This is a genomic window from Solicola agrisoli (genome assembly GCF_049059935.1).
Classification (GTDB): domain Bacteria; phylum Actinomycetota; class Actinomycetes; order Propionibacteriales; family Nocardioidaceae; genus JAURVT01.
Genome location: NZ_JBMGQR010000062.1, coordinates 1 through 25,708, shown reverse-complemented (window position 1 = coordinate 25,708; position 25,708 = coordinate 1). Strand labels below are relative to the sequence as shown.

Here is a 25,708-nt window from a genome sequence, read left to right as displayed (position 1 = left end):
CATCGGCTCGCGCCGCGAGCTGCTGTCGACGCTGCGCCAGCAGCTGTCGACCGCCGAGCGCGAGCAGGCGATGCGGGTCACGCAGGCGCGCACCGCGGAGCGCTCGCGGATCGCCCGCGAGATGCACGACGTGCTCGCGCACCGGATCTCGATGGTCGCCATGCACGCCGGCGCCCTCGCCTACCGCACCGACCTTCCGGCCGAGGACGTCCAGCGCACCACCACGCTGATCCAGGAGAGCGCCCACCAGGCGCTCGTCGACCTCCGCGAGGTGCTCGGCATCCTGCGCGAGGACGACCTCCACCCCGAGAACCGCCCGCAGCCGACGATGAGCGACATCCCCTCGCTGGTGGAGGAGGCCCGCACGACGGGCTCCCACGTCGACTACGTCAACCGCCTCTCCGACACGGTCCTCCCCGAGCGCATCGGCCGCACGACCTACCGGATCGTCCAGGAGGCCCTGACCAACGCCCGCAAGCACGCACCCCACACCCACGTCGACGTCCGCGTCGCCGGTGGCCCCGAGGAAGGCGTCGTCATCACCGTCACCAACCCGCTGAGCATCGGCTCGCCCCCGTCCACCACTCCCCCGTCCGGCCTCGGCCTGATCGGGCTGTCCGAGCGCGCCACCCTCGCCGGCGGCACGCTCGACTGCCGTCGTGACGCCACGTCGTTCCGCGTCGAGGCCCGGCTGCCGTGGCCGGCATGAGCGGCGACGCCACCCCGATCCGGGTGCTGCTCGTCGACGACGACGCGCTCGTCCGGGCGGGGCTCGCGCTGATCCTCGGGGGCGCCGACGACGTCAGCGTGGTGGGCGAGGCCGGCGACGGGCTCGTGGCGGTCGAGACGGTGACGTCGGGCGAGCCCGCGGTCGACGTCGTGCTGATGGACATCCGGATGCCGAACCTCGACGGCCTCACCGCCACCGAGCGCCTCCAGCAGCTGCCCGACCCGCCGCTCGTCATCGTGCTCACCACCTTCGACGGCGACGAGGACGTCGTGCGCGCGTTCGCGGCGGGGGCCAGCGGGTTCCTGCTCAAGGACACCCCGCCCGCGCGCATCGTCGACGCCGTCCGCAAGGTGGCCGCGGGCGAGCCGATGCTGTCGCCGTCGGTCACCGAGAGCCTGATCCGCCGGGTCACCGAGCACGGCCCCGACCGCCGTCGCGACGAGTCCCGCCGACGCGTCGACCGGCTCACCGAGCGCGAGCGCGAGGTGGCGATCGCCGTGGGCAAGGGGCTGTCGAACGCCGAGATCTCCAAGGAGATGTACCTCAGCCTGGCCACCGTCAAGGCGCACGTGTCGCACATCTTCACCAAGCTCGACGTCCGCAACCGCACCCAGATCGCCATCTGCGTCCACGACGCCGACCTGGTCTAGGGATCCGAGGCGAGGTAGCCTGACCTACCTTGGACGGAGATCCCATGCGCCTCGCCCACGCCCTCGCGGCGACCACCCTCACCCTGACGCTGGCCGCCTGCGGCGGCTCCGAGGACGCCTCGGAGGCCGACGCCGTCGCGGACACCCGGTCGGTCGAGCACGCGCTCGGCACCACCGAGGTCCCGGCCGACCCGCAGAAGGTCGTCGTGCTCGACACCGGCGAGCTCGACGCGATGCTGGCGCTGGGCGTCAAGCCGGTCGGGGCGGTCGAGATCGACTCGGCCAACGAGTACCTGGAGTACCTCGCCGACGACATCGAGGGCATCGAGGACGTCGGCGCGATCAACGAGCCCGACCTCGAGGCGATCGCGGCGCTGCAGCCCGACCTGATCCTCACCAACACCGTCCGGCACGAGGACCTCTACGACCAGCTCAGCCAGATCGCCCCCACCGTGATGGCACCGGACCTGGGCGTGGCCTGGAAGGACAGCCTCGCGCTGTACGCCGAGGCCGTGGGGCGCTCGGACGAGGCCGCGACGATGCTCGCCGACTACGAGGAGCGGGCGGCCGAGGTCGGGGCCGCCGTCGACGCCGACACCGTCGGGCTCGTGCGGTTCACCGGCGACGCGATCCGCCTGTACTCCGACAAGTCCTTCCCCGGCGTCGTCCTGACCGACATGGGCAAGTCGGTGCCCGAGGCCGCCGCCGGCCAGGACACGTTCGTCGAGCTGTCCCCCGAGAGCGTCGACGACGCGGACGCCGACGCCGTGCTGCTGGCGACGTCGGCCGTCGCCGAGGACGCCGACGTCGCCGCCGTCACGGGTGGCCCGGTCTGGCAGCAGCTCGGCGCCGTCCAGCAGGACCGCGTGCTCGAGATCGGCGACGACCTCGTCAGCGGCATCAACATCCTGGCCGCGGGCGAGCTGCTCGACGCGATCGAGGAGGGGCTCGGCGGCTGACCGCTCAGGCGGGGTCGAGCTCCTTCTGGCCCCACGGCGAGCCGTACTCGGTGAGCAGCTCGAGGAACGGCACCGAGTCGAAGGCCTCGGGGCCGAGGACGCCGGCGCCGGTCCAGGTGCCACGCGCGAGCAGCTCGAGCGCGACCACCGGGTTGACGGCGGTCTGCCACACCACGCACTGGTGGCCGTACTCCTTCATCGTCCACTCGTTGTCGACCACGTGGTACAGGTACGTCGAGCGGGGCTCGCCGTCCTTGCCGCGGCCGGTGACCCAGAGGCCGGCGCACGTCTTGCCGGTCATCTGGTCGCCGAGCGTCGCGGGGTCGGGCAGGCACGCGGCGACGACGTCGCGCGGGCTGACCTCGACGTCACCGACCTTGACCTTGGTGGTCGAGTCGAGGCCGACCTTGTGCAGCGCCTTGAGGACGTCGATGAACTCCTCGCCGAGGCCGTACTTGAAGGTCGCGCGCCTGGTGTCGACCCAGCGCGGCATCAGGAGCACCTCCTCGTGCTCGACGTTGACGCACTCCACCGGGCCGATGCCCTCGGGGAAGTCGAAGACCTCGGGCTCGGAGAAGGGGGCCGTGGTGAACCAGTGGCCGTCGGGGTGCTCGTCGTCCTTCTGCCAGATCACCGGCGGGTTGAGGCACTCCTCGATCGTGGTCCAGATCGAGAACGACGGCGCGAAGTCGTAGCCGGCGACGGCGAGGTTGGCGCCGTCACGGGTGCCGAGCTCGTCGATCTCGGAGAACAGGTGGTCGGCGGCGTAGCGGGCGAACACGTCGGACAGGCCCGGCTCGACGCCGATGCCGACGAGCGCGAGGCGCCCCTCGGACTCCCACTGGTCGGCGACGGCGAACTGCTCGTCGCCGAGCATCACGCCCGTCTTCTCGTAGGGGGCCTCGGGGTGCGGCTTGGACAGGCTCATCGCCATGTCGAGGTAGTCGGCGCCGGCCTCGCGCGCGCCCTCGAAGATGGGCATGACGAAGCGGGGGTCGACCGCGTTCATCACGTGCGTCGCCCCGTGCTCGCGGGCGAGCGAGGCCACCGACGACGCGTCGGAGGCGTCGACCTGGGCGGCGGCGAAGCGGTCGTCGCCCACCTCGGCGACGGCCTTCTCGGCGCGGGCGAGCGAGTAGTCGGCCACCACGAGGTGGTCGAAGAAGTCGCGCCGCGTCGCGATCGCGCAGAACGCGGATCCGACACCTCCGGCGCCCACGAGCAGGATGCGCATCTCAGGCCTCGTTCTTCGTCAGTGACGCTGGGGACGACCAACACTGATTCCGTGGATCAGCGCCGTTTTCACGACGGATCCCGTTGTCAGGGCAGAGTCGGTGAGGCAAACTGAGCCTCATGGTGAGCACACGGTACGACAACCCCGACGACCTCGCGCGCGCCGGACGCGACCACCTCTGGCTGCACTTCAGCCGGCAGGGGGCCTACGAGGACCACCCGATGCCCGTGATCGTCAAGGGCGACGGCGCCTACGTGTGGGACTCCCACGGCAAGCGCTACCTCGACGGCCTCGCGGGGCTGTTCGTGGTGCAGGTGGGCCACGGCCGCACCGAGCTCGCCGAGGCCGCCGCCAAGCAGGCCGAGCAGCTCGCGTTCTTCCCGCTGTGGTCGTACGCGCACCCCACCGCCATCGAGCTGGCCGAGCGCGTCGCGAGCTACGCGCCGGGCGACCTCAACCGCGTGTTCTTCACCAGCGGCGGCGGCGAGGCCGTCGAGTCGGCCTGGAAGCTGGCCAAGCAGTACTACAAGCTCACCGGCCGCCCCGGCAAGCACAAGGTGCTCAGCCGGCAGACCGCCTACCACGGCACCACCCACGGCGCGCTGTCCATCACCGGCATCCCGGCGATGAAGGCCCCCTACGAGCCGCTGGTGCCCTCGACCTTCCGGGTGCCCAACACCAACCACTACCGCGCCCCGCAGCACGGCGACGACCTCGAGGCGTACGGCGTCTGGGCGGCCGACCGCATCGCCGAGGCGATCGAGTACGAGGGGGCCGACACCGTCGCCGCCGTGTTCCTCGAGCCGGTGCAGAACGCCGGTGGCTGCTTCCCGCCGCCGCCCGGGTACTTCCAGCGCGTGCGCGAGATCTGCGACCGGTACGACGTCCTGCTCGTCTCCGACGAGGTGATCTGCGCGTTCGGTCGCCTCGGCCACATGTTCGGCGCCGACCGCTACGGCTACCAGCCCGACATCATCACCTTCGCCAAGGGACTGACGTCCGGCTACTCCCCGCTCGGCGGCATGGTCGCCACCGACGCGCTGATGGAGCCGTTCCTGCGCGACAAGGTGTCGTTCGCGCACGGCTACACCTTCGGCGGCCACCCGGTCTCGACCGCGGTGGCGCTGGCCAACCTCGACATCTTCGAGCGCGAGCAGATCAACCAGAACGTCCTGGCGAACGAGGACGGCTTCCGCTCCACGCTGGAGAAGCTCGGGGCGCTCGACATCGTCGGCGACGTCCGCGGCGACGGGTACTTCTACGGCATCGAGCTCGTGCGCGACAAGGCCACCAAGGAGACGTTCACCGACGACGAGTCCGAGCGCCTGCTCCGCGGCTTCCTCACCCCCGCCCTGTTCGAGGCCGGCCTGTACTGCCGCGCCGACGACCGCGGCGACCCGGTCATCCAGCTCGCTCCGCCGCTCATCTGCGACCAGGCGCACTTCGACGAGATCTACTCCGTCCTCCACGACGTCCTCACCCGCGCCCAGGACGTCCTGTAGCGCAACCAAGTCGTACGCTGTGCCGGTGCTCCCGACGGTCGCTGACGTCCTGTCCCTCGACGCGGTCCGCGTCGGCGGGCCTGCCGTCGTCGCCGGGTCCACCGGTCTGCAGCGGCACGTCCGCTGGGTCCACAGCGCCGAGGTGGTGGACATCGCCGGCCAGCTGCAGGGCGGCGAGCTGGTGCTCTCCACGGGCATCGCTCTGCCCGACGACCACGACGGCCTGACCCGCTACCTCGGCACGCTGGCCGACGCGGGCGCCGTCGGGCTCGTCATCGAGATGGGCCGCCGCTACCGCGACCGTCTCCCGCTCGCCCTGGTGCGCGCCGCCGACGAACGCGGGCTCCCGCTGGTGACGCTGTGCGACCCGACCCGGTTCGTCGACGTCACCGAGGCCGTCCACGCGATCGTCATCGACGCCCAGGTCGAGGAGCTGCGGGCGACGCAGGAGATGCACCACCGGTTCACCCAGCTGTCGGTCGACGGCGCCGAGCCGCGCGAGGTGCTGCGCCAGGCCAGCCAGCTCGCCGGGTGCCCCGCGGTGCTCGAGAACCTCAACCACCAGGTGCTCGCGTACGACGCCGCGGGCCGTCCGCCCGCGGGCTTCCTCGCCGACTGGGAGCCGCGCTCGCGCCGCATCCGTCCCGACGCCCGCACCGCGTACGACGCCGCCAGCGGCTGGCTCGTCACGCGCGTGGGGGCGCGCGACCAGGACTGGGGACGGCTGGTGCTGCTCTGCGACGGCGAGCCGCCGCCGCGCGTCGAGGTGCTCGCCGAGCGCGCCGCCGCCACGCTCGCGGTCAACCGGCTGGTGACCCGCGAGGCCGACAGCCTCGAGCGTCAGACCCACCACGGCCTGCTCGTGGCCCTGCGCGAGCACCAGGTGCCGGCCGACGAGATCGCGCTGCGGGCCGACGCCGTCGGCGTGCCGCTCGCACGACGCCGGCTGATCGCGCTCGCGCTGCGTCCCGTCGTGGCGTCCACCGAGACCGCGCCGCTCACGGGCCAGGCACAGCTGCGCGACCTCGCCGAGGTGGCGGCGCTCGTCTGCCGCCGGCACGACGTGCCCGCGCTCGTCGGCACGCTCGACGACACGCAGGTCGGCGTGCTGCTCGCCGTGGCCCCGCGCCGGGTGGCCGACCGGGACGCCGAGGCCTCGCTCGTGACCGCGCTGGTCGGCGACCTGCGCGCGGAGGCGGCGCGACGTCCGAGCGTCGCCGACACGCCGCTCGTCGTCGGCGTCGGCACGTCGGTGGCGCAGCCCGTCCTGGCGCGCCGGAGCCTCGAGGAGGCCCTGCAGGTGGCCGACGCCGCGTCGGCGCGCCCCGGTGGCGCGCTGCTGCACCGCCTGCACGACGTGCACGTCCGCGGCCTGGTGCACCTGCTGCGCGACGACGCCCGCCTGCAGACGTTCGTCGAGCGCGAGCTGGGCGCCCTGCTCGAGCACGACCAGGCGCACCCGCACTCCTGCCTGCTCCCGACGGTCCGCTCCTACCTCGAGCACGGCGGCAACAAGTCGCGGGCCGCCGAGGCCTCGCACCTGTCGCGGCAGTCGTTCTACGACCGGCTGGCCCGCGCCGGCTCCGCGCTCGACCTCGACCTCGACGACCCCGAGAACCGTCTGTCGCTGCACCTCGCCGTCCTGGCGTGGGACGCGCTGCGGTGAGCGAGGATGGGTCCATGACCCAACGCCGCCAGGTCCTCGACGACGTCGCCCGGGCCATCATCGCCCAGCTCCAGGTCGACGGACGTCGCTCGTACGCCGCCATCGGCAAGGCCGTGGGGCTCTCCGAGGCCGCGGTGCGTCAACGCGTCCAACGGCTCACCGAGTCGGGCGTCATCCAGGTCGTGGCGGTCACCGACCCCATCGAGGTCGGTTTCGGTCGCCAGGCGATGATCGGGATCTCCGTCGAGGGCGACCTCGAGGACGTGACCGGCCGCATCGAGAAGATCGAGGAGGTCGACTACCTCGTCGTCACGACCGGACGGTACGACCTGCTCGCCGAGGTGGTCTGCGAGGACGACCACCACCTGCTCGAGATCATCTCCAGCCAGATCCGGGCCGTCGACGGCGTCCGGTCGACCGAGACGTTCATCTACCTCGACCTGCGCAAGCAGACGTACTCCTGGGGCGCCAAGTAGCTCAGCGGTCGCCCCGGATCAGCGGCGTCAGCGTCTCGAGCACCGTGGGGTCCTCGATGGTCGAGGGCGGCGTGGTGCTGCCGGTGTCGACGATCTCGCGCATCGAGCGTCGCAGGATCTTGCCCGACCGCGTCTTGGGCAGCGCGGGCACGACCGTGACGCTGCGGAACGCGGCCACCGCGCCGATCTCGTCGCGCACCGAGACGACCAGCTCGGACGCCAGCTGCTCGGGGTCGACGTCGGCCCCCGCCTTCAGGACCACGTAGCCGCGGGGCGCCTGGCCCTTGAGGTCGTCGTGCACGCCCACCACCGCGCACTCGGCGACGGCCGGGTGCTGCGAGAGCACCGCCTCCATCGAGCCGGTGGACAGGCGGTGACCGGCCACGTTGATCACGTCGTCGGTGCGGCCCATCACGAAGACGTAGCCGTCCTCGTCGACGTAGCCGCCGTCGCCCGACAGGTAGTAGCCGTCGAAGGCCGACAGGTAGGAGTCGACGTAGCGCTGGTCGTCGCCCCACAGCGTGGGCAGGGTGCCCGGCGGCATGGGCAGGCGGAGGCAGATCGCGCCCTCGGTGCCGGCGGGGACGGGCTCGCCCTGCGCGTCGAGCACCTCGACGGCGTACCCGGGCACGGGCACCGACGGCGAGCCGGGCTTGAGCGGCATGGGCTCGAGGCCGCGGAGGTTCGCCGCGATCGGCCAGCCCGTCTCGGTCTGCCACCAGTGGTCGACGACCGGGACCCCGAGCGTGTCGGTGGCCCAGTGGTAGGTGTCGGGATCGAGCCGCTCCCCCGCCAGGAAGAGCGTGCGCAGGCGCGACAGGTCGTGGCCGGCGAGGTGCTCGACGTGCGGGTCCTCCTTCTTGATCGCGCGGATCGCCGTCGGCGCGGTGAACATGACGTCCACCGCGTGCTCGGCGGCCACCCGCCAGAACGCTCCCGCGTCGGGGGTGCCGACGGGCTTGCCCTCGTACATCACGGTGGTGGCGCCGACGAGCAGCGGCCCGTAGACGATGTAGGAGTGGCCGACCACCCAGCCGACGTCGGAGGCCGTCCACATCGTCTGGCCGGGGCCGACGTCGTAGATGTTCCTCATCGACCAGGCGAGGGCCACCGCGTGGCCGCCGTTGTCGCGCACGATGCCCTTGGGCCTGCCGGTCGTCCCCGACGTGTAGAGGACGTAGAGCGGGTCGGTGGCCGCCACCTCGACGCACTCGGCCGGGTCGGACCCGCCGGCCTTCAGGGCGACGTCCCACTCGACGTCGCGGTCGGGGTCGATCTCGGCGCGGGCCTGCGGCCGCTGCAGCACGATGCAGCGCTCGGGCTTGTGCTCGGCGCGCTCGATGGCCGCGTCGAGCATGGGCTTGTACTCCACGACGCGGGTGGGCTCGATGCCGCACGACGCCGCCACGACCACCTTGGGCTTGGCGTCGTCCAGGCGCGCCGCCAGCTCGCTCGGCGCGAAGCCGCCGAAGACCACCGAGTGCACCGCACCGAGTCGCGCGCAGGCCAGCATCGCGACGACGGCCTCGGGCACCATCGGCATGTAGATGACGACGCGGTCGCCCTTGCCGACGCCCAGCACCCGCAGCGCGCCGGCGAAGGCAGCGGTCCGCTCCAGCAGCTGCGCGTAGGTCAGGGACGTCGTGGACCCGCTCACCGGGCTGTCGTGGACGATCGCCACCTGGTCGGCCCGTCCGGCGATGACGTGCCGGTCGAGCGCGTTGTAGCAGGTGTTCATGGTGGCGTCGGGGAACCAGCGGTAGAACGGCGGGTTCGAGTCGTCCAGCGCCCGCCTGGGCTTGGCGAACCAGTCGACCAGCCTCGCCTGCTCGAGCCAGAACCCGTCGGGGTCCTCGATGCTGCGGCGGTAGGTCTCGGCGTAGGACTCGTGCGTCGTCACCATCGGGCCATCGTGGCACCGCTCATGCGGACGTGCGACCGAGGGCCGCGGCCACCGCGGCGTGCGCCTCGTCGCGCACCGCGTGGTCCAGGGTGGGCAGCGCCTCGATCCAGAACATGAGCGTCTGACCGCGCATCTGCATGGCCCCCAGGGGCCGCGGGAGGAACCACTGGTGGAAGTGGGCCAGGCCGTCGCCCCACCGCACGACGTGCACCCGTCCGACGTCCCCGATCCCGAGGATCGCGCGCTCGACGCGGGCGGTCACGCGTCCGAGGTCGGCGGCGAGGTCGTCCGGCATGTCGGCGAACGAGTCGACGTGCGCACGTGACTCGAGGATCACCGCGCCCCGCAGCGGCACGTGGTCGATCGCGGCGACCCGCCACCGCTCGTCGCTCCACAGGTAGGCCGAGTCGTCGCGCTCGCACGCCCAGCACCCGCCGTCCTCGCCGGCCCGGACGGGCTCGGGCACGACGGGCTCGTCGAGCGGCTTGGTCTCCAGCCCGAGCGTCCAGGGGAACATCGGGTCGTCGGCGAGCTCGCGGGGCGGCGTCGTCATGGCCGCGACGCTAGGTGGACGCTCAGGTAGGAGGCAACCCGCACGCCGGCGTCCCGCCCGGGAGGCGTCCGCGGTTGCGGGCCACCCAGCGGTAGACCGGCCAGGCCAGCCACAGCACCGGCGGGCGTCCGAGCACCGCACCGGCCAGGCGCCACCACGGGCGGCTGGTGCGCATCACGTCGGCGATGGCCAGGGGCCCGTCGGTGCGACGCCCGCCGTCGACCCACACCACCGCCGCCTCGACGCGGTCCTGGGTGACGCCGAGCGCGTCGAGGTCCGCGTGCTGCCACGGCACCACGTGCGCGTCGTGGGGGACCCACCGCTCGAGGACGCGGACGCTGGACGTGCAGAACGAGCAGTCGCCGTCGAACAGGAACGTGGGGGTGGCCATGCCTCCACGGTAGGTCGGGGTGGGGCCTCAGCGCCCGTGGAAGACCGGGGTGCGCTTCTCGCTACGGGCCGCCTGGGCCTCGCGGACGTCGTCGCTCGCCCAGCACGCCTGCCACCCGGCGTCGATGCGGGCGTTCGCGTCGACGTCGGCGGGGTCGGAGTTGAGGACGAGCTTGTTGTAGGCGAGCGTGAGCGGCGCGAACGTCGCGAGCTGGGCGGCCCAGGCCAGCGCGTCGTCGAGGTCGCCGGCACGGTCGGCGAGCCCGCAGGCCAACGCGGCGTCGGCGTCGACCAGCTCGGCGCCGATCATCAGGCGCCGGGCCACTCCCCCTCCGGCCACCTCGGCCAGCGTGCGCATGGTCCAGGTGTCGACGGCGAGCCCGTTGCGCGCCGTGGGGACCCCGAACCGCGCGGTGGGCGCGGCCACCCGCAGGTCGCACGCGAGCGCCAGCTGCGTCCCCGCGCCGATGGCCGGCCCGTTGACGGCCGCCACGACGGGCACCGGCACCTCACGGACGGTGGCGAGCATCCCGTAGAGCGCCTCGATGAACTCCTCGCCGTAGACCCCGTCGAGGTCGGCTCCGGCGCAGAACCCCGTGCCCTCCCCCGTCACCACGATCGCCCGGGCCCCGTCCTCGTGCGCGGCGGTCACGTGGTCGCGCAGCGCCCGGCACAGCTCGAGGTCGAGCGCGTTGCGGCGCTCCGGCCGCTGCAGCGTCAGGAGGGTCACCGGGCCGTGCGCGGTCGTCGAGATCACGGCCGCAGCGTAGCCGCGGCACCACCCGTCACCTGCCGCCGAGTGGCGCAAACCCGGGGTCGAGTGGCGCAGATCCGGGGTCGCCGTCGGCGTGTCGCCCCGGTTTTGCGCCACTCGGCGGTCCGGGCGACGCCTCAGTCGTCGAGTCCCTGCTCGATCGCGTAGCGCACGAGCTCGACGCGGTTGTGGAGCTGCAGCTTGCGCAGGGTGTTCTGCACGTGGTTCTGGACGGTGCGGTGGCTGAGCACGAAGCGCTCGGCGATCTGCTTGTACGACAGGCCCTTGGCCACCAGGCGCAGGACCTCGGTCTCGCGCTCGGTCAGCTTGGGCGCGTCGGGCTCCTCCGACGCCGGGGCCTCGGAGAGCCGGCGGTACTCACCGAGCACCAGGCCCGCCAGGCCGGGCGTGAAGACGGTCTCGCCGCGCGACACCGCGTGCACGGCGTCGACGAGGGTCTCGCGGGACGCCGACTTGACCAGGTAGCCGGTGGCGCCGGCCTTCACGGCGTCGAGGACGTCCTGCTGCTCGCCCGACGCGCTGAGGATCAGGACGCGGATGCTGGGGTCGCGCTCGACCACCTGCTTGGTCACCGCGACGCCGTCGGGGGCGGGGATGTTGAGGTCGAGCAGCAGCACCTGGGGCGACGTCGCGCGAGCCCGGTTGAGGGCCTGCTCGCCGTCGGCGGCCGTGGCGACCACCTCGAACCCCGCCTCGGTGAGGTCGCGCTCCACGCCGTCCCGCCACATCGGGTGGTCGTCGACCACCATCACCCGGATCATGGCCGCACCCTAGCCGCCGCGGAGGTCGTCAGGCGGATCTCCCACTCGGTGCCCTGGCCGGGCGCGGTGACGAGGTCGATGCTGCCGCCGAGGTCCTCCACGCGCCCCCGGATCGACGACGAGACACCGAGACGTCCCTCGCGCTCGGCCTGCTCCAGGCGTCCGGGCGCGATGCCGGGCCCCTCGTCCCGCACGCTGACGACCACGCCGTCGGCCTCGGACTCGAGCAGCACCCACATGGGTGCGTCGTCGCCGACGTGGGAGCTGACGTTGTCGCGACAGGCCGACACGACGGCCACCAGCTCGCCGACGACGTGCCGGTCGAGCAGCACGGGCGTGCTGGGGGTGGCGACCGTGGTGCGTGGCGACGACAGGGCGTTGAGGCCCGCGGCGAGGTCGGCCAGCGGGCTCTGCTCGCCCGCGGACGCCTCGTCGACGCTGGACTGGATCAGGCTGCGCAGCGCCACCTCCTGCTCGCCGGCGAGGCCGGCCAGCTCGGCGGTCTCGCCACCGATCTCGGCGCCGCGTCGCTGCACCATCGCGAGCACCTGGAGGACTCCGTCGTGCACCGCCCGGGCCAGCCGCTCGCGCTCCTCGGCGACGGCGGCCCGCCGCTCGGCCACCGTCCGAGCCACCGCCGCCTGACGCACCGCCTGCCCGCAGTAGCCGACGAGGACGCCGGCGAGGACGAGCAAGAACACGTTGCCGACCGTCGAGCTGGTGATCTCGGGACGGATCGTCACGTCGGCGACCGACACCAGCACCGACGCGACCAGACCCCCGACCGGGCCCCAGCGGACGGCGCACGCCAGGACGGCCGTGCAGACCCAGTACGACGTGATCGTCGAGTCGTGCTGCACCATCATCGCCTCGGACTCGACGAGCACGGTGCAGCGCAGCAGCACGATCGCGACGGCCACGTCGGCGACGAACACCCACGACCGCCGGCGGCCCGGCCGGTCGTACAGCCAGGTGACGACGGCCGTCCAGACCACCATGGCGCCGAGCAGCGACGCGGCGAGGGCGGGCCGCTCGAGCTGCTGCCACCGGGCGGCGTTGATCGCGAGCGCGAACGCCAGGGTGACGGCGCGCAGCACCGTGAGCGCGCGGAAGAACTGGGTGTCGACGTGCTCCGCGGCGGCGCGGGCCTGGTCGGCGACCACAGCGCTCAGGAGACGCGGGCCTCGGGCCCGTCGCCGGGCGCGGCGTCCGGTCCGGCGTCGGCGGCCTTCTTGGCCTCGCGCTCGCGCTCCTTGTCGGCCTGCTTGGCGCGGGTGGCGTACATGTCGACGTACTCCTGGTTCGACAGCGACATGATCTCGTACATGATCTCGTCGGTGATCGCGCGCAGGATGTAGCGGTCGTCCTCCATGCCCTCGTAGCGGCTGAAGTCGAGTGGCTCGCCGAACACGACGCCCGGGCGCGCGAACGTGCCGAACACCTTGCCGGGCGGCGCGACGACGTCGGTGCCGATCACGGCCACCGGGATGACGGGCACCTTGGCCTCGAGCGCCATCCGCGCGATGCCGGTGCGGCCGCGGTAGAGCTTGCCGTCGTGCGAGCGGGTGCCCTCGGGGTAGATGCCGAACAGGTCGCCGGCGGCGAGGATCTTCAGGCCGGTCTTGATCGCGCCCTCGGCGGCGCGGCCGCTGGTGCGGTCGATCGGCACCTGGCCCGCGCCGGAGAAGAACGTGCGCTGCAGCCAGCCCTTGACGCCGGTGCCCTCGAAGTACTCGGCCTTGGCCACGAACGTGACGCGGCGCGAGATCACGAGCGGCATGAACAACCAGTCGCTGTAAGACAGGTGGTTGCTCGCCAGGATCGCGGCGCCCGTGGTGGGGACGTGCTCCACGCCCTTGGCCCACGGACGGAACACGAGCCGCAGCACGGGGCCGAGGAGCACGAACTTGAGCAGCCAGTAGAACAACTCGTCGCTCCTCGGTCAGGTCTGGTGAACGGGCACACACTACCCCCGGGCGAACGGCTCGGGTCACTTCGGCGGACCGCGTTGAAGGCGCGCCCCCGGTGGGTGAGGATGTGTCCATGACCCCGACCGACCCCACGCGTGCGCTGGCGCTCGACGGAGGGCGCACCGGGGCCCTGCTCGTGCACGGCTTCACGGGCTCCCCCGCCTCCATGACGCCGTGGGGTCGCTACCTCAACCAGCACGGCCTGACCGTCCGCGTGCCCCGCCTCCCCGGCCACGGCACGACCTGGCAGGAGATGAACCGCACCACCTGGCACGACTGGTACGCCGAGGTCGACGCCGCCCTCACCGAGATCCGCGAGCACTGCGACCACGTGGTCGTGGGCGGCCTGTCGATGGGCGGCGGGCTCGCGCTGCGTCTGGCCGAGCAGCGACCCGACGACGTCGACGCGCTCGCGCTGGTCAACCCGGCCGTGCAGAGCGCCGACAAGCGGCTGCTGGCCGTCCCGCTGCTGCGGCACCTGCTGCCGTCGATCCCGGGCATCGGCAACGACGTGAAGAAGCCGGGCGTCGACGAGGGCGGCTACGACCGCACCCCGCTCCACGCGCTGCACTCGATGCGCCAGCTCTGGGCCGACGTCCGTGCCCACCTCGACCAGGTGCGCGCGCCCGTCCTGCTGCTGCGCTCCACCGTCGACCACGTCGTCGACCCGACGTCCGGGGCGACGATCAACCGCCTGGTGACGGCGCCGGTGCGCGAGGTGATGCTGGACGACAGCTACCACGTGGCCACGCTCGACAACGACGCGGAGACGATCTTCGCCGAGTCGCTCGCCTTCGCCGAGGAGCACGCCGGACATGTCCGCTGAGCGGCCCCGGTCGAGCGACGACGAGGAGTTCGACCGCATCGTCGCCGGTCTCGACCTGAGCGTCCCGTCGGAGCTCGACGACCCGCCGCGCCGCGAGCCCGCGCCCGTCGAGGACGACCCCGCCGACGACCTCCCCGAGCACCGCGACGTGTTCCAGCCGCGGATGTCCGACCCGCTCGGCGAGCCCGAGCCCGACGAGGACGACGGCCCCGACGACCACTTCGTGCCGCCCGAGATCGGACCGTCCGAGCCGCTCGACACCGCCACGCGGATCGCGTGGGTGGGCCTGGTGGGTCCGCCGGCGATCCTGGTGGTGGCCACCGTGATCGGCTACCTGCTCCCCCGCGCCGTCTCGGCGGTGCTGGTGCTGACGTCGATCGCCGCGCTGGTCTACCTGATCGGACGACGCGGCAACGACCACCGCGACGACGACCCCGACCACGGGGCCGTGCTGTAGCTCAGCGGTCGCGGCGCACCGCGAACAGCGACGCCGCTGCTCCGGGCTCGCGTGCCGCGCGACGGGGACGCTCGGCCGCCGCGGCCCGACGCGCGCTGCGGGTGGCCCGCGGACGGCGTCGCAGGGCGCGCGACATGTCGGCCGCGCCGATCATGCCGGCGTCGTTGCCGAGGTGGGCTCGCACCACCTGCGCCTCGGGACGGAACCCGCGGCCGGTGAGACCCTGGCGGAACGCGGCCCGGGCCGGCTCGAGCAGCAGCTCGTCGGCGTCGGAGACACCGCCGCCGACCACGAAGATGCCCGGGTCGAACGCGGCGGCGAGGTTGGCGATGCCCACGCCGAGCCAGCGGCCGACGTCGGCGAGCAGCGCGACGGCCTCCTCGTCGCCGGCGTGCGCCGCCGCCGTCACGACGCGGCCGTCGACGGCGTCGAGGTCGCCCTCGGCGAGCTCGAGCAGACGCAGGCCGAACGGCGAGCCGTCGCGGGCCGCCTTCTGGGCCTCGCGGATCAGGACGTTGCCGCTCGCGTACTGCTCCCAGCAGCCGCGGTTGCCGCACTCGCACGACTGCCCGTCCGGCACGACCTGCATGTGGCCGAACTCGCCGGCGAGGCCGTAGCGACCGCGGTGCAGGTTTCCGCCGATGACGAGCGCGCCGCCGATGCCGGTGCCCAGCGTGATGCAGACCAGGTGCTCCTCGTTCTGGGCCGCACCGAACTTCCACTCCGCCCACGCCGCGGCGTTGGCGTCGTTGTCGACGATGACCGACAGACCGATGCGTCGACGGACGGCGTCGCGCAGCGGCTCGTGGCGCCAGGCGAGGTGCGGGGAGAACAGCACCGTGGACCGGGTGGCGTCGACGAAGCCGGCGGCACCGATGCCCACCGAGATCACGTGGTGCTGGGCGCGCAGCTCCGAGACGATGTCGGCGATCGTGTTGAGCACGGCCGACGGGCTGGTGGTCGGCGTCTCGCGGCGCACCCGCTGCACGACGTGCCCGTCGAGGTCGACGACACCGGCCTTGACCTTGGTGCCGCCGATGTCGATGCCGATCGCGAGCTTCTCTGCCACCGGACGAGGGTACCCGTCTCGCCGGCCGTCAGACGCGAGCGAGGTCGGCGGCGCCGATCATGCCGGCCTCGTTGCCGAGCGTGGCGAAGCGCAGCTCGGTGGCCGGACGGTCGGGGCCGGCGGGCAGCGAGCGCCAGAACGCCGAGCGCAGCGGGGCCATCAGCAGCTCGCCGGCCGCGGCGACGCCGCCACCGATCGCGACCACCTGGGGGTCGAGCACGGCCACGAGCGAGGCGATGCCCTCCCCCAGCCACTGCCCGACGTCGGCGATGAGCTCGCAGGCGAGGGGGTCGCCCTCCTGCGCGGCCTGGGTGACCATGGGGCCGGTGATGCGCGCCGGGTCGCCGTCGACCATCGCGGCGAGCGGCGCGGCGTCCTTCATGCCGACGCGGATGCGGTCCTGCGCCTCGCGGACGAGCGCGCGTCCGCTGGCGTACTGCTCCCAGCAGCCGTACTGCCCGCAGCCGCAGCGGATGCCGGCGCGCACCATGCGCAGGTGGCCGATCTCGCCGGCCACGCCGTAGCCGCCGCGGTTCAGGCTGCCGTCCTGGACGATGCCGCCGCCCACGCCGGTGCCCACGGTGACGAGCAGCAGGTCGTCGACGTCGGCGCCCGCACCGAAGCGGAACTCGCCCCAGGCCGCGGCGTTCGCGTCGTTCTCGACGACCACCTTGACGTCCACCAGCTCGCGCACGCGCGCCGCGAGCGGCTCGTGGTGCCACGAGATGTTGGGCGCGAACAGCACGGTGGCGCGAGCCTTGTCGACGAAGCCGGCCGCGCCGATGCCGACGGAGTCGGCGTCGTGGTCCTTGCGCAGCGCGATCACCGCGTCGCCGACCGCGGCGGCCAGGGCCGCCGGGTCCTGCGCGGGCGTCTCGACCTTCGTCTCGGCGACGATGCGTCCGTCCTCGTCGACGACGCCTGCGGCGATCTTGGTGCCGCCGATGTCCACGCCGATGCTCAGTCCCACGGTTCGTCCTCCGCCAGGTCGATGGTCTCCACGCCGCCCGGCTTCCGGGGCTCCGGCGGGCGTCGCGTGTCGTCGTTGCTGCGGTCGCGGTGCGCGAGGTGCGTCGTCAGCTCACGCACCGCCGCGGCGAGCGACTCGAGTGAGTCTCCCAGGTGGTCCAGGACCTCGGGGCTCGCCTCCCGCACGACGTCCACCACCTGGCACACCGGGCACCACCGACAGCTGCTGCCGGTGTGCTCGCGCGGCTCGCCGCCGTCGCCCGCGAGCGCGCCGATCAGCTTGAGCGTCTCCTCGCCGAGCGAGCCGACGCGGGGCTCGTCCTCGGGTGCGCTCACGTGTCGTCCCCGCGGCGCGCGAACCGCACGCGCAGGTGGCCGTCGGCGACCTTGGCGCGCCGCACCTCGTGCCGCACCAGCGACGCGGGCAGCGCGATCAGGCGGCGGTAGGACCCGACGGTGACGACCAGGTCACCACCGTGGCGGGCGAGGGCCACCTCGCCGGTGAGGGCGAACGGCAGCGCCAGGAGGAGGTCGACGTCGTCGCCGCGTCGCTCGACCCGCAGGGGGCCGGTGGTGTCGGCGGCCGGCGCGAACGGGTCGTCGTCGCCGTAGACCTCGGCGGCGAGGTCGGCGACGGCGTCGGCGCCCACCGGCTCGGCCGGCAGGTACGGCGAGCGCCAGACGGGAAGCGGGGCGAAGGACGCGTCGACGTCCTCGAGCACCGCCGCCTGCGCGTCGACCCAGCGGCGGCGCCACGGGTCGTCGCCGCCGGTGGGGAAGACCCGGTTGGCCACGACGCCGTCGACGGTGTAGCCGAACAGCGAGAGCGTCGTGAACGCGCGGCGGGCCTCGGCCACCACCACGGTCTCGGGCGTGAGGACGAGCCGCACCGAGCTCTGCGGGCCCACCAGGAGGTCGTGCACCTCGCCGAGGTCGCGGTGCAGCTGCTCGACGGCGTCGAAGACCGAGCCCTGGGGCATCGGGACGCCCGCCGCGCGGCTCAGCAGCGGGCTCAGCGCCCGCACGACGCGACGCTCGGTCGGGAAGATCTTGTCCATGTACCACGCGAGCGCCTCGGGCAGGGCCAGCAGGCGCAGCGTCTCGGCGGTGGGGGCGCAGTCGACCACGACGAGGTCCCAGCGTCCCGACGCGGCCTGCTCGCGCACCTCGAGCAGCGCGAGCACCTCCTCGGCACCCGGGACGACGGTGATCTCCTCGGCGGCGATCGGGTCGACGCCGACGGCGTCCAGCACCGACCGCAGGTACTCCTGCACCTGGTGCCACGACGCCTCGAAGCGCAGCTGGGCGTCGACCTGCTGCACCCACACGCCCGCACCGACCTCGGTGGGCTCGGGGCCCGCGGCCACGCCGAACGCGTCGCCGAGCGAGTGGGCGGCGTCGGTGGACATCACCAGGGTCTTGAGGCCCCGGCGTCCTGCGAGCACCGCGGCACCGGCGGCGGCGGTCGTCTTGCCGACGCCGCCCTTGCCGGTGAACAGGACGATCCGCACGTCAGCCCTGTTCGACGCGCTTCTTGAGACCCTTGAGGGCGGTGTCGATGATGACCTTCTCGGCCTTGCGCTTCAGCATGCCGAGCAGCGGGATCGAGACGTCGACCGCGAGACGGTAGGTGACGCGGGTGGTGCCGTCGCCCTGGTCGGCGAGCACGTACGCGCCGTCCATGGCGCGGAGCATCTTGCCGTTCTCGGCCAGGCTCCAGGTGACCTCGGAGTCGCCCGACCAGTCGTACGCGAGCACGTACTCGTCGCGGATCGGCGGGGCGTCCAGGACGAAGCGGACCTGCTCGGCGCGACCGTCGATGCCGGTCTCGACGACCTCGGTCTCCTTCACGCCCGTGGCCCACGTCGGGTAGGACTTGAAGTCGGCGATCGTCGTCATGATGGTGCCCGGGTCGGACTCGATGACGATGTCGCTCGTGGTCTGGTTGGCCATCGGCCTGGTCCTCCTCGAAGCCGCCGCAGGACGGGCGCTGGGTGGTCGTGGCGACCCTACCCCTGGTGAGCGGTAGCCTGCCGCAGTGCTCTCCTACGCGACCCCCGCGACCTACCGCGTGCCCGGGAGCGGCAACCTGACCGACGACGTGCTGACCGCCGAGCGCGACCGTCCCGGACACGTCACGTTCAGCCGCCGCACCGACCACGGCTGGGCCGACGTCACCGCCGCCGACTTCGCCGCCGAGGTGCGCGGCGTGGCCCGGGGGCTGCTCGCCGCCGGCATCGGGCCCGGCGACCGCGTCGGCCTGCTGTGCCGCACCCGCTACGAGTGGACGCTCGTCGACTACGCGATCTGGTGGGTCGGCGCCGTCACCGTCCCGATCTACGAGTCCTCCTCCGCCGACCAGGTCGCCTGGGTGCTCTCGGACTCCGGCGCCGTCGGCTGCGTCGTCGAGGACGACGCCCACCGCGCCCGCGTCGAGGGCGTCCGCGGTGACCTCCCCGCGCTCGAGCACCTCTGGGTCGTCGACGACGGCGCGGTCGACGCCCTGGTCTCCTCCGGCTCCGGCGTCGACGACGCCGAGCTCGAGAGCAGGCGGTCGGGCACCACCCCCGACGCGCTCGCCACCGTCATCTACACCTCCGGCACCACCGGGCGTCCCAAGGGCTGCCGCCTGACGCACGCCAACCTCATGTTCGAGGCGGGCAGCGTGAGCGACGGCCTGGCCGACCTGGTCGACCCCGACGACGCCGCGACGCTCCTGTTCCTCCCGCTCGCGCACGTCTTCGCCCGCGTCATCCAGGTGGTGGCCGTGCGCACCGGCACCCGCCTGGGCCACACCGCCGACGTGTCCGACCTCGTCGGCGCGCTGGGCGAGTTCAAGCCGTCGTTCATCCTCGCGGTGCCCCGCGTGTTCGAGAAGGTCTACAACGGCGCCAGTCAGAAGGCCCAGGCCGAGGGCCGCGGCCGCATCTTCGACGCCGCCACCGACACCGCCATCGCCTACAGCCGCGCGCTCGACACCGGCTCGGTGCCGCTCGTGCTGCGCGTCCGGCACCGCCTGTTCGACCGCCTGGTCTACGGCAAGCTGCGCGCGGCGCTGGGCGGCCGGGCCACCCACGCCATCGCCGGTGGAGCCCCGCTCGGCGAGCGGCTCGCGCACTTCTTCCGCGGCATCGGCGTGCCCGTCCTCGAGGGCTACGGCCTCACCGAGACCACGGCGGCGGTCACCGTCAACCTCCCGCACGAGACCAAGATCGGCACCGTCGGACGTCCGGTGCCGGGCACCGAGGCCCGTGTCGGCGAGGACGGCGAGCTGCTGTTCCGCGGCGACCAGGTCTTCTCCGGCTACTGGCAGGCCGACGACGCCACCGCCGAGGTGCTCGACGCCGACGGCTGGTTCCACACCGGCGACCTCGGCGAGATCGACGGCGAGGGCTTCGTGCGCGTCACCGGGCGCAAGAAGGAGATCATCGTGACGGCGGGCGGCAAGAACATCGCCCCCGCGGTGCTCGAGGACCGCATGCGCGCGCACGCGGTCGTCAGCCAGTGCATGGTGGTCGGCGACGGCAAGCCGTTCGTCGCCGCGCTGGTCACGCTCGACGCCGAGGCCGTCGCGGCGTGGGCCGACTCCCACGGACGCACCGGCGACCTCGCCCAGCTCGCCGCCGACCCCGACGTCCTCGCGCTCGTGCAGGCTGCCGTCGACGACGCCAACAGCCAGGTGTCGCGGGCGGAGTCGGTGCGCAAGTTCCACGTCCTGGCCCAGGACTGGACCGAGGAGGCGGGCTACGTCACCCCCACCCTCAAGCTCAAGCGGCAGGTCGTCCTCCGCGACTTCGTCGACGACATCGAGGCCTTGTACCTCTAGCCCGCCTGCCGACGCAGGTAGGACTGCCAGCGGGTGAGCAGCTGGGCCTGGTCGATGCCGAACCGGCGCTGCAGCGCGTCGTCGACGTCGGCGCCGTCGCGCACCTGCTCGTAGAAGGCCACCACGTCGTCGGCGTCGCCCACGTCCTGCAGGACGACGAACACCAGCCAGGCGGCCTCGTAGGTGGCGCCGAGACCGTCGGCGGACGCGGAGAACTCGTCGGCCGTGGGCAGCTCGGACGGCGGGCCCTGGCTGCGGACCCGCGCCAGCAGCTGGGCGGCCACCTCGCGCGGCGAGCGGTCGTCGTCGCGGAGCGCGACCCAGTCGGCGAAGCCCTCGACCACCCACAGCGGCACCCCGTCGGCCGAGACGTCGCTCAGCGCGTGGGTCAGCTCGTGGGTGACGACGAGCCGCGCGTCGCGGTCGTCGAGCCGCCCGAACACCTCGGGGTTGAGCACCACCACCGACCCCGTCGCGGTCGAGGCGCGTCCGTCCGGCGTGGTGGTGACGGCGGCCAGCTGCGACAGGCTGGTGGTCTCCTCCCCCAGCAGCGACGCCGCGACGGCGGTGCTGGTGGGCACGACCACCACGGGGTCGCGCGACGCACGGGGCAGCGTGGAGGTCACCGTGCGCACGCCGTCGCCCACCAGGGTGCGGACGCGGCCGGTGATCGTGGGCGAGGCGCCGACGGCCACCACCTCGGCGTCGTCGACGCGCTCGACGCGCACCGGGCCGGCGAGCCAGAGCGGCAGCGGGCCGTCGCCGACCGCCGCCGACTCCAGGTCGTAGCGGTCGTCGTCACGGCGGAAGCGGAACGTCACCTCGGCCTCGTCGGTGGCGCGGGCCGGGCCGGTGCGGGCCGACGGCGTCCACGAGACCGAGACCGCGGCGTCGACCACGTCGGCGGAGTCACCGGGCTCGGTCGCGACGAGCCTCAGGTCGACCGCCCGCACGTCGAGCGCGGTCAGCGCGGCGAAGGTCTGATCGGCGAAGGCCGACGCCCGGGTGGAGGTGCCGGCCGCGGCGTCGAACCGCGCGGCGTCGCGGGCGTCCCAGGCCCGCGCGAGCCCGCGCACCTGGGCGGCCAGCTCCCGTTCGCGGGCCGAGTCACCGTCGGACGGGGTGGCCGAGGCCGACGGACGCGCCGGGGTGTCGTCACCGCTGACGCGGTTCCAGGCCAGCACGCCCACCAGGGCGACCACCAGCACGGAGACGGCGACGAGGTTGGCCCGCCGCCGGGACGGACGCGGCGCGTCGCTCACGCGTCAGCCGACGCGGCGCACCGAGTTGATCGGCATCGAGTCGACCGACACGATCTCGACGTTCTTGCCCGTGCGGGGCGCGTGCACGAGGCGGCGGCCGCCGAGGTAGAGGCCGACGTGGCTGACCGGGCTGTAGTAGAAGACGAGGTCGCCGGGCTGCATGTCGGACCGGGAGACGGGCGAGCCGGCTCCGGCCTGCGCGCCGGACGAGCGGGGCAGCGAGACGCCCGCCGCGCGCCAGGCGCCACCGGTGAGGCCCGAGCAGTCCCAGCTGTCGGGGCCGGTGCCGCCGTAGCGGTAGGGGTCGCCGAGCTGCGAGAGCGCGAAGTCGATGGCCTTCTTGGCCTTGCCCGAGGCGTCGACCGAGCCGGCGCCGTCGGCGGGCGGCGCCTCGTCCGAGACGTCGTCGGCGGCGTTCTCGGCCGCGTCGACGGCGGCGCGCTCGGCCGCGGTGAGCGAGGCGAGGACCGCGTCGGCCTCCTTGGCGCGGCGGTCGAGGGTGTCCTTCTCGCGCTCGAGCTTGGTCTGGGCCGTCTTGATCGCGTCTGTCTTGGCCTTGAGCTGGGCCTTGCGCACCTTCAGCTGCGCGGCCTGCTTGCCGAACGTGGCCAGCCGGTCGGACTGGTTGGTGTTGTAGGCCTGGAGCGCGGAGAGGCCGTCGAGGAAGGCGTCGGGGTCGTCACTGGCGATCAGCTGCGCGGTGGGCCCCATGGGCGAGTCGGTCAGCTGGTTGGCGATCGTGGCGCCCATCTGGCCGCGCAGGACGTCGAAGGACTTCTGCTGCTTCTCGACGTCGGTCTGGATGGCCTTGACCTGCGTGCGGTTCGCGTCGAGCTGGTCGGTGATCGCCAGGTAGCGCTCGAGGGCCTGCTCGGCCTTGTGGTGCGCGGTCTCGACCTGCTCGCGGGCCTGCTCCGTCGTGGTGGCGGGGTCGGCGGCCGACGTCGACGGCGTCGCGACGACCGCGGCACCCGCCGCGAGGCAGGCGACCACCGCGATGGCTCGGGAGGCGACGTTCTTCGGCAGGGGCAAGCGACCGGTGCGCACGTTCCTGGGATCTCCTCGACATCGACGCGGTGCCCGCGCCGTCCTCCGGGACGACTGCCACGAGCACCGAAGCGCCCATCGTAGGTGCCTGCGCGCGGGCGATCAACGCGAGGTCCACCACCTGGCGGCCTCGGCTCAGGCCGAGGCCCAGCCCGGCTCGGACCCGCCGTCGACCGCCGTGACGAGGCGCAGCGGGGGCACCAGGCCCACCGACGCGAGGGCCGCCAGGGCGTCCTGCTCCTGCGGGTCGAGGTGGACGCCGTCGGGCGGGCCGCCGAGCAGGACGCTGACGACGCAGTCGCCGCAGGCGCGGGGGCCGCGCACCAGGCAGCTGTCGCAGTCGACGGTGACGGGGTCGTGCGAGGTGGGCTCGAACATGGTGTCTCCTCGGGTCGGTGTCCGGCGGCGTGCACCGCGGGGAAGGGTCGGACGAGGACGACGCTAGGGACGGCCTCCGACAGAACCGGTCGATCCGACACGCGGGCCGCTACGTCACGGTTCTGTCGGCGCGCCGACCTAGGTTTCCGGACATGGAGCAGACGACGGCGGTCCGGCCGGTGCAGGCGGTACGGGGGGTGCAGGGCGTGCAGGCGTCGTTCGACGAGCTCGGTCGGCCGCTGCGCGACGTCACCTTCTGCATCGTCGACCTCGAGACCACCGGCGGCTCGGCCGCCAAGGGGTCGATGATCACCGAGATCGGCGCCGTCAAGGTGCGCGGCGGCGAGGTGCTCGGCGAGTTCCAGACCCTCGTCAACCCGCAGTCGCAGATCCCCGCCTTCATCGCGGTGCTCACCGGCATCACCGACGCGATGGTGGCCGGCGCGCCCCGCATCACCTCGGCGCTCCCGGCGTTTCTGGAGTTCGCGCGCGGGTGCGTGGTCGTCGCGCACAACGCGCCGTTCGACGTCGGCTTCCTCAAGCACTTCTGCGCCCAGACCGGCCAGCCGTGGCCCGGGTTCGAGACGCTCGACACCGCCGTGCTCGCCCGACGCGTCCTGCACGCCGGAGAGGTCCGCAACTGCAAGCTCGGCACCCTCGCCGCCCACTTCCGGGCCACCACCACCCCCACGCACCGCGCCCTCGACGACGCCCGCGCCACCGTCGACGTCCTGCACGGGCTGCTCGAGCGGCTCGGCCCCGTCGGTGTCCACACCCTCGAGGAGCTGGGCACGTTCAGCTCGCGGGTGTCGCCCGCCCAGCGCCGCAAGCGCCACCTCGGCGACCACCTCCCCGACGCGCCGGGCGTCTACGTCTTCCGCGACGCCCGCGACCGCCCCCTCTACATCGGCACCTCCAAGAGCCTGCGCACCCGCGTCCGGGGCTACTTCACCTCGAGCGAGACCCGCACCCGCATGGGCGAGATGGTGGGTCTGGCGGTGCGCGTCGAGGGCATCGTGTGCGCCACGCCGCTGGAGGCGCAGGTGCGCGAGCTGCGGCTGATCGGCCTGCACAAGCCCCCGTACAACCGCCGGTCGCGGTTCCCCGAGAAGGTCAGCTGGGTCAAGATCACCCGCGAGCCCTGGCCGCGGCTGTCCATCGTCCGCGAGGTGGCCGGCGACGGCGCCGACTACCTCGGGCCGTTCGGGCGTCGTCGGGCGGCCGAGAGCGCCGTGGCCGCGCTGCACGAGGCCTTCTCGATCCGGCAGTGCGCCGGACGCCTGCCGAAGGCCGCCTCCCGCGCGGCGTGCGTCCTGGCCGAGATGCGGGCCTGCCTGTCGCCGTGCGACGGCTCGGCGAGCATCGACGACTACGCCCGCGAGGTCGAGCGCGTCCGCGCCAGCGTCCTGGCCGACCCGTCGGCGGTGGTCGAGGCCGTCGAGTCCAAGATGGCCGACCTGTCGGCACAGGAGCGCTTCGAGGACGCCGGCGCCCACCGCGACCGCCTGGCCGCCTTCCTCGGCGCCGCGGCCCGCACGCAGCGGCTCAGCGCCCTCACCACCCGAGCGGAGGTGGTCGCCGCGCGCATCGGCGACACCGGCTCGTGGGAGGTGCACGTCGTCCGGCACGGCCGGCTCGCCGCCAGCGGCACCATCCCCGGCGGTGTCGACGTCCGCGCCTGGGTCGACGATCTGCGCGCCGGCGCCGAGACCGTCGAGCACGGCCCGGGCCCCGCGCCCGCGGCGTCGGCGGCCGAGAGCGAGCTGATCCTGCGCTGGCTCGAGCTCGACGGCCTGCGCCTGGTCGAGATCGACGGACCGTGGATCTGCCCGGTCGGCGGCGCGAGCCGGTTCCTCCCCCGCTTCGAGTCGGCCGCGGAGTCGCGGTCGGCCCTGGTGCCGTTCGACGAGCAGCAGCGCTCCGGCGGCTGGCGCACCGAGCACCGCCCCACGCGCGCCGGGGCGACTGCGTAGGCTGCGGGCATGGTCACCGCGATCGTGTTCGTCAACGCCGACGTCGCCCGCATCCCCGAGGTCGGCGAGGCGATCGCCGCGCTCGAGGGTGTCAGCGAGGTCTACTCCGTCACCGGCCAGATCGACCTGATCGCCCTGGTCCGCGTCCGCCGGCACGAGGACATCGCCTCCGTCGTCGCCGACCGGCTCAACAAGGTCGACGGCGTGGTCTCCACCCAGACCCACATCGCCTTCCAGACCTTCTCCGAGCACGACCTCGACGCGGCCTTCTCGATCGGCGTCGAGGGCGACTGACCGGTCGTGGCAGACGAAGATTCCCAGGTATACCTGGG

At 73.3% G+C, this 25,708-nt stretch carries 27 protein-coding genes; 11 read left to right on the top strand and 16 right to left on the bottom strand.

Features of this window, described 5'->3' with window-relative positions; genetic code table 11:
* The 3 genes from ACI6PP_RS17850 to ACI6PP_RS17840 all read left to right on the top strand — a co-directional run.
* A partial coding sequence (locus ACI6PP_RS17850) for a sensor histidine kinase (RefSeq protein ID WP_421112972.1) occupies positions 1-709 on the top strand: 709 nt, incomplete at its 5' end.
* Complete coding sequence (locus ACI6PP_RS17845; protein WP_421112971.1) at positions 706-1,380, top strand: response regulator; 675 nt, start codon at positions 706-708, stop codon at positions 1,378-1,380. The genes ACI6PP_RS17850 and ACI6PP_RS17845, both read left to right, overlap by 4 nt.
* Positions 1,381-1,424: 44 nt before the next feature.
* The gene (locus ACI6PP_RS17840) at positions 1,425-2,339 is read left to right on the top strand and encodes an ABC transporter substrate-binding protein (protein WP_421112970.1); all 915 of its coding nucleotides are present in this window, start codon (positions 1,425-1,427) and stop codon (positions 2,337-2,339) included.
* 4 nt (positions 2,340-2,343) lie between these two features.
* On the opposite strand, the gene ACI6PP_RS17835 is transcribed toward ACI6PP_RS17840, so the two are convergent.
* Entirely contained in the window at positions 2,344-3,573 is a 1,230-nt protein-coding gene (locus tag ACI6PP_RS17835) for a saccharopine dehydrogenase family protein (RefSeq protein WP_421112969.1), read from the bottom strand.
* A gap of 119 nt (positions 3,574-3,692) precedes the next feature.
* Between ACI6PP_RS17835 and ACI6PP_RS17830 the strand changes: the two genes are divergently transcribed.
* The 3 genes from ACI6PP_RS17830 to ACI6PP_RS17820 are packed head-to-tail and all read left to right on the top strand — an operon-like array spanning position 3,693 to position 7,217.
* The gene (locus ACI6PP_RS17830) at positions 3,693-5,075 is read left to right on the top strand and encodes an aspartate aminotransferase family protein (protein ID WP_421112968.1); all 1,383 of its coding nucleotides are present in this window, start codon (positions 3,693-3,695) and stop codon (positions 5,073-5,075) included.
* A 25-nt stretch (positions 5,076-5,100) separates the two neighbouring features.
* Positions 5,101-6,741, top strand: coding sequence for a PucR family transcriptional regulator (locus ACI6PP_RS17825; protein ID WP_421112967.1), 1,641 nt, complete (start codon positions 5,101-5,103; stop codon positions 6,739-6,741).
* Positions 6,742-6,755: 14 nt separating this feature from the next.
* A complete protein-coding gene (locus ACI6PP_RS17820; protein ID WP_421112966.1) occupies positions 6,756-7,217 on the top strand; it encodes an Lrp/AsnC family transcriptional regulator in 462 nt (153 codons plus the stop codon).
* Position 7,218: 1 nt separating this feature from the next.
* On the opposite strand, the gene ACI6PP_RS17815 is transcribed toward ACI6PP_RS17820, so the two are convergent.
* The 7 genes from ACI6PP_RS17815 to ACI6PP_RS17785 form a co-directional block, all read right to left on the bottom strand.
* Entirely contained in the window at positions 7,219-9,120 is a 1,902-nt protein-coding gene (locus tag ACI6PP_RS17815) for a propionyl-CoA synthetase (RefSeq protein ID WP_421112965.1), read from the bottom strand.
* Between the two features lie 19 nt (positions 9,121-9,139).
* The gene (locus ACI6PP_RS17810; protein ID WP_421112964.1) at positions 9,140-9,673 is read right to left on the bottom strand and encodes an HIT family protein; all 534 of its coding nucleotides are present in this window, start codon (positions 9,671-9,673) and stop codon (positions 9,140-9,142) included.
* A 22-nt stretch (positions 9,674-9,695) separates the two neighbouring features.
* A complete protein-coding gene (locus ACI6PP_RS17805) occupies positions 9,696-10,064 on the bottom strand; it encodes a thiol-disulfide oxidoreductase DCC family protein (RefSeq protein WP_421112963.1) in 369 nt (122 codons plus the stop codon).
* A 27-nt stretch (positions 10,065-10,091) separates the two neighbouring features.
* Entirely contained in the window at positions 10,092-10,820 is a 729-nt protein-coding gene (locus tag ACI6PP_RS17800) for an enoyl-CoA hydratase (RefSeq protein ID WP_421112962.1), read from the bottom strand.
* 134 nt (positions 10,821-10,954) lie between these two features.
* Positions 10,955-11,599 (bottom strand): response regulator, encoded by a 645-nt coding sequence (locus ACI6PP_RS17795; protein WP_421112961.1) that lies wholly within the window; start codon positions 11,597-11,599, stop codon positions 10,955-10,957.
* Complete coding sequence (gene macS, locus ACI6PP_RS17790; RefSeq protein WP_421112960.1) at positions 11,596-12,762, bottom strand: MacS family sensor histidine kinase; 1,167 nt, start codon at positions 12,760-12,762, stop codon at positions 11,596-11,598. Before macS ends, ACI6PP_RS17795 begins: the two co-directional genes overlap by 4 nt.
* A gap of 5 nt (positions 12,763-12,767) precedes the next feature.
* Complete coding sequence (locus ACI6PP_RS17785) at positions 12,768-13,526, bottom strand: lysophospholipid acyltransferase family protein (RefSeq protein ID WP_421112959.1); 759 nt, start codon at positions 13,524-13,526, stop codon at positions 12,768-12,770.
* Between the two features lie 116 nt (positions 13,527-13,642).
* On the opposite strand from ACI6PP_RS17785, the gene ACI6PP_RS17780 reads away from it, so the two are divergent.
* Together ACI6PP_RS17780 and ACI6PP_RS17775 are read left to right on the top strand one after the other, a co-directional pair.
* On the top strand, positions 13,643-14,395 hold the full coding sequence (locus ACI6PP_RS17780; protein WP_421112958.1) for an alpha/beta hydrolase: 753 nt from the start codon (positions 13,643-13,645) through the stop codon (positions 14,393-14,395).
* Complete coding sequence (locus ACI6PP_RS17775; protein ID WP_421112957.1) at positions 14,385-14,852, top strand: hypothetical protein; 468 nt, start codon at positions 14,385-14,387, stop codon at positions 14,850-14,852. The genes ACI6PP_RS17780 and ACI6PP_RS17775 overlap by 11 nt, the downstream gene beginning before the upstream one ends.
* A gap of 1 nt (position 14,853) precedes the next feature.
* Here the strand turns inward: ACI6PP_RS17775 and ACI6PP_RS17770 are convergent, their stop codons facing one another.
* Genes ACI6PP_RS17770 through ACI6PP_RS17750 form a run of 5 tightly spaced genes read right to left on the bottom strand, consistent with a single transcriptional unit; the run spans position 14,854 to position 18,843 of the window.
* Positions 14,854-15,921: an ROK family glucokinase gene (locus tag ACI6PP_RS17770; protein WP_421112956.1), complete on the bottom strand. Its 1,068-nt coding sequence runs from the start codon at positions 15,919-15,921 to the stop codon at positions 14,854-14,856.
* A gap of 28 nt (positions 15,922-15,949) precedes the next feature.
* Complete coding sequence (locus ACI6PP_RS17765; protein WP_421112955.1) at positions 15,950-16,891, bottom strand: ROK family glucokinase; 942 nt, start codon at positions 16,889-16,891, stop codon at positions 15,950-15,952.
* Complete coding sequence (locus ACI6PP_RS17760; RefSeq protein ID WP_421112954.1) at positions 16,882-17,226, bottom strand: hypothetical protein; 345 nt, start codon at positions 17,224-17,226, stop codon at positions 16,882-16,884. The genes ACI6PP_RS17765 and ACI6PP_RS17760 overlap by 10 nt, the downstream gene beginning before the upstream one ends.
* Positions 17,223-18,401 (bottom strand): ArsA family ATPase, encoded by a 1,179-nt coding sequence (locus ACI6PP_RS17755; protein ID WP_421112953.1) that lies wholly within the window; start codon positions 18,399-18,401, stop codon positions 17,223-17,225. Before ACI6PP_RS17755 ends, ACI6PP_RS17760 begins: the two co-directional genes overlap by 4 nt.
* A gap of 1 nt (position 18,402) precedes the next feature.
* Positions 18,403-18,843 (bottom strand): SRPBCC family protein, encoded by a 441-nt coding sequence (locus ACI6PP_RS17750; protein WP_421112952.1) that lies wholly within the window; start codon positions 18,841-18,843, stop codon positions 18,403-18,405.
* Positions 18,844-18,928: 85 nt separating this feature from the next.
* Between ACI6PP_RS17750 and ACI6PP_RS17745 the strand changes: the two genes are divergently transcribed.
* On the top strand, positions 18,929-20,716 hold the full coding sequence (locus ACI6PP_RS17745; RefSeq protein WP_421112951.1) for an AMP-dependent synthetase/ligase: 1,788 nt from the start codon (positions 18,929-18,931) through the stop codon (positions 20,714-20,716).
* Here ACI6PP_RS17745 and ACI6PP_RS17740 read toward each other — a convergent pair.
* From ACI6PP_RS17740 to ACI6PP_RS17730, 3 genes are all read right to left on the bottom strand, one after another.
* Positions 20,713-21,978, bottom strand: coding sequence for a peptidase MA family metallohydrolase (locus ACI6PP_RS17740; protein ID WP_421112950.1), 1,266 nt, complete (start codon positions 21,976-21,978; stop codon positions 20,713-20,715). The two genes, ACI6PP_RS17745 and ACI6PP_RS17740, sit on opposite strands and share 4 nt — an antisense overlap.
* Before the next feature lie 3 nt (positions 21,979-21,981).
* Positions 21,982-23,025: a C40 family peptidase gene (locus ACI6PP_RS17735; protein ID WP_421112949.1), complete on the bottom strand. Its 1,044-nt coding sequence runs from the start codon at positions 23,023-23,025 to the stop codon at positions 21,982-21,984.
* Positions 23,026-23,160: 135 nt separating this feature from the next.
* On the bottom strand, positions 23,161-23,403 hold the full coding sequence (locus ACI6PP_RS17730; RefSeq protein WP_421112948.1) for a hypothetical protein: 243 nt from the start codon (positions 23,401-23,403) through the stop codon (positions 23,161-23,163).
* Between the two features lie 152 nt (positions 23,404-23,555).
* Here ACI6PP_RS17730 and ACI6PP_RS17725 point away from each other — a divergent pair, with 152 nt between their 5' ends.
* Both ACI6PP_RS17725 and ACI6PP_RS17720 read left to right on the top strand, forming a co-directional pair.
* Positions 23,556-25,376 carry a DEDD exonuclease domain-containing protein gene (locus ACI6PP_RS17725; RefSeq protein WP_421112947.1) on the top strand — a complete coding sequence of 607 codons (1,821 nt, stop codon included), beginning with the start codon at positions 23,556-23,558 and terminating at the stop codon, positions 25,374-25,376.
* A gap of 9 nt (positions 25,377-25,385) precedes the next feature.
* The gene (locus ACI6PP_RS17720) at positions 25,386-25,670 is read left to right on the top strand and encodes an Lrp/AsnC family transcriptional regulator (protein ID WP_421112946.1); all 285 of its coding nucleotides are present in this window, start codon (positions 25,386-25,388) and stop codon (positions 25,668-25,670) included.
* The last annotated feature ends 38 nt before the right edge of the window (positions 25,671-25,708 follow it).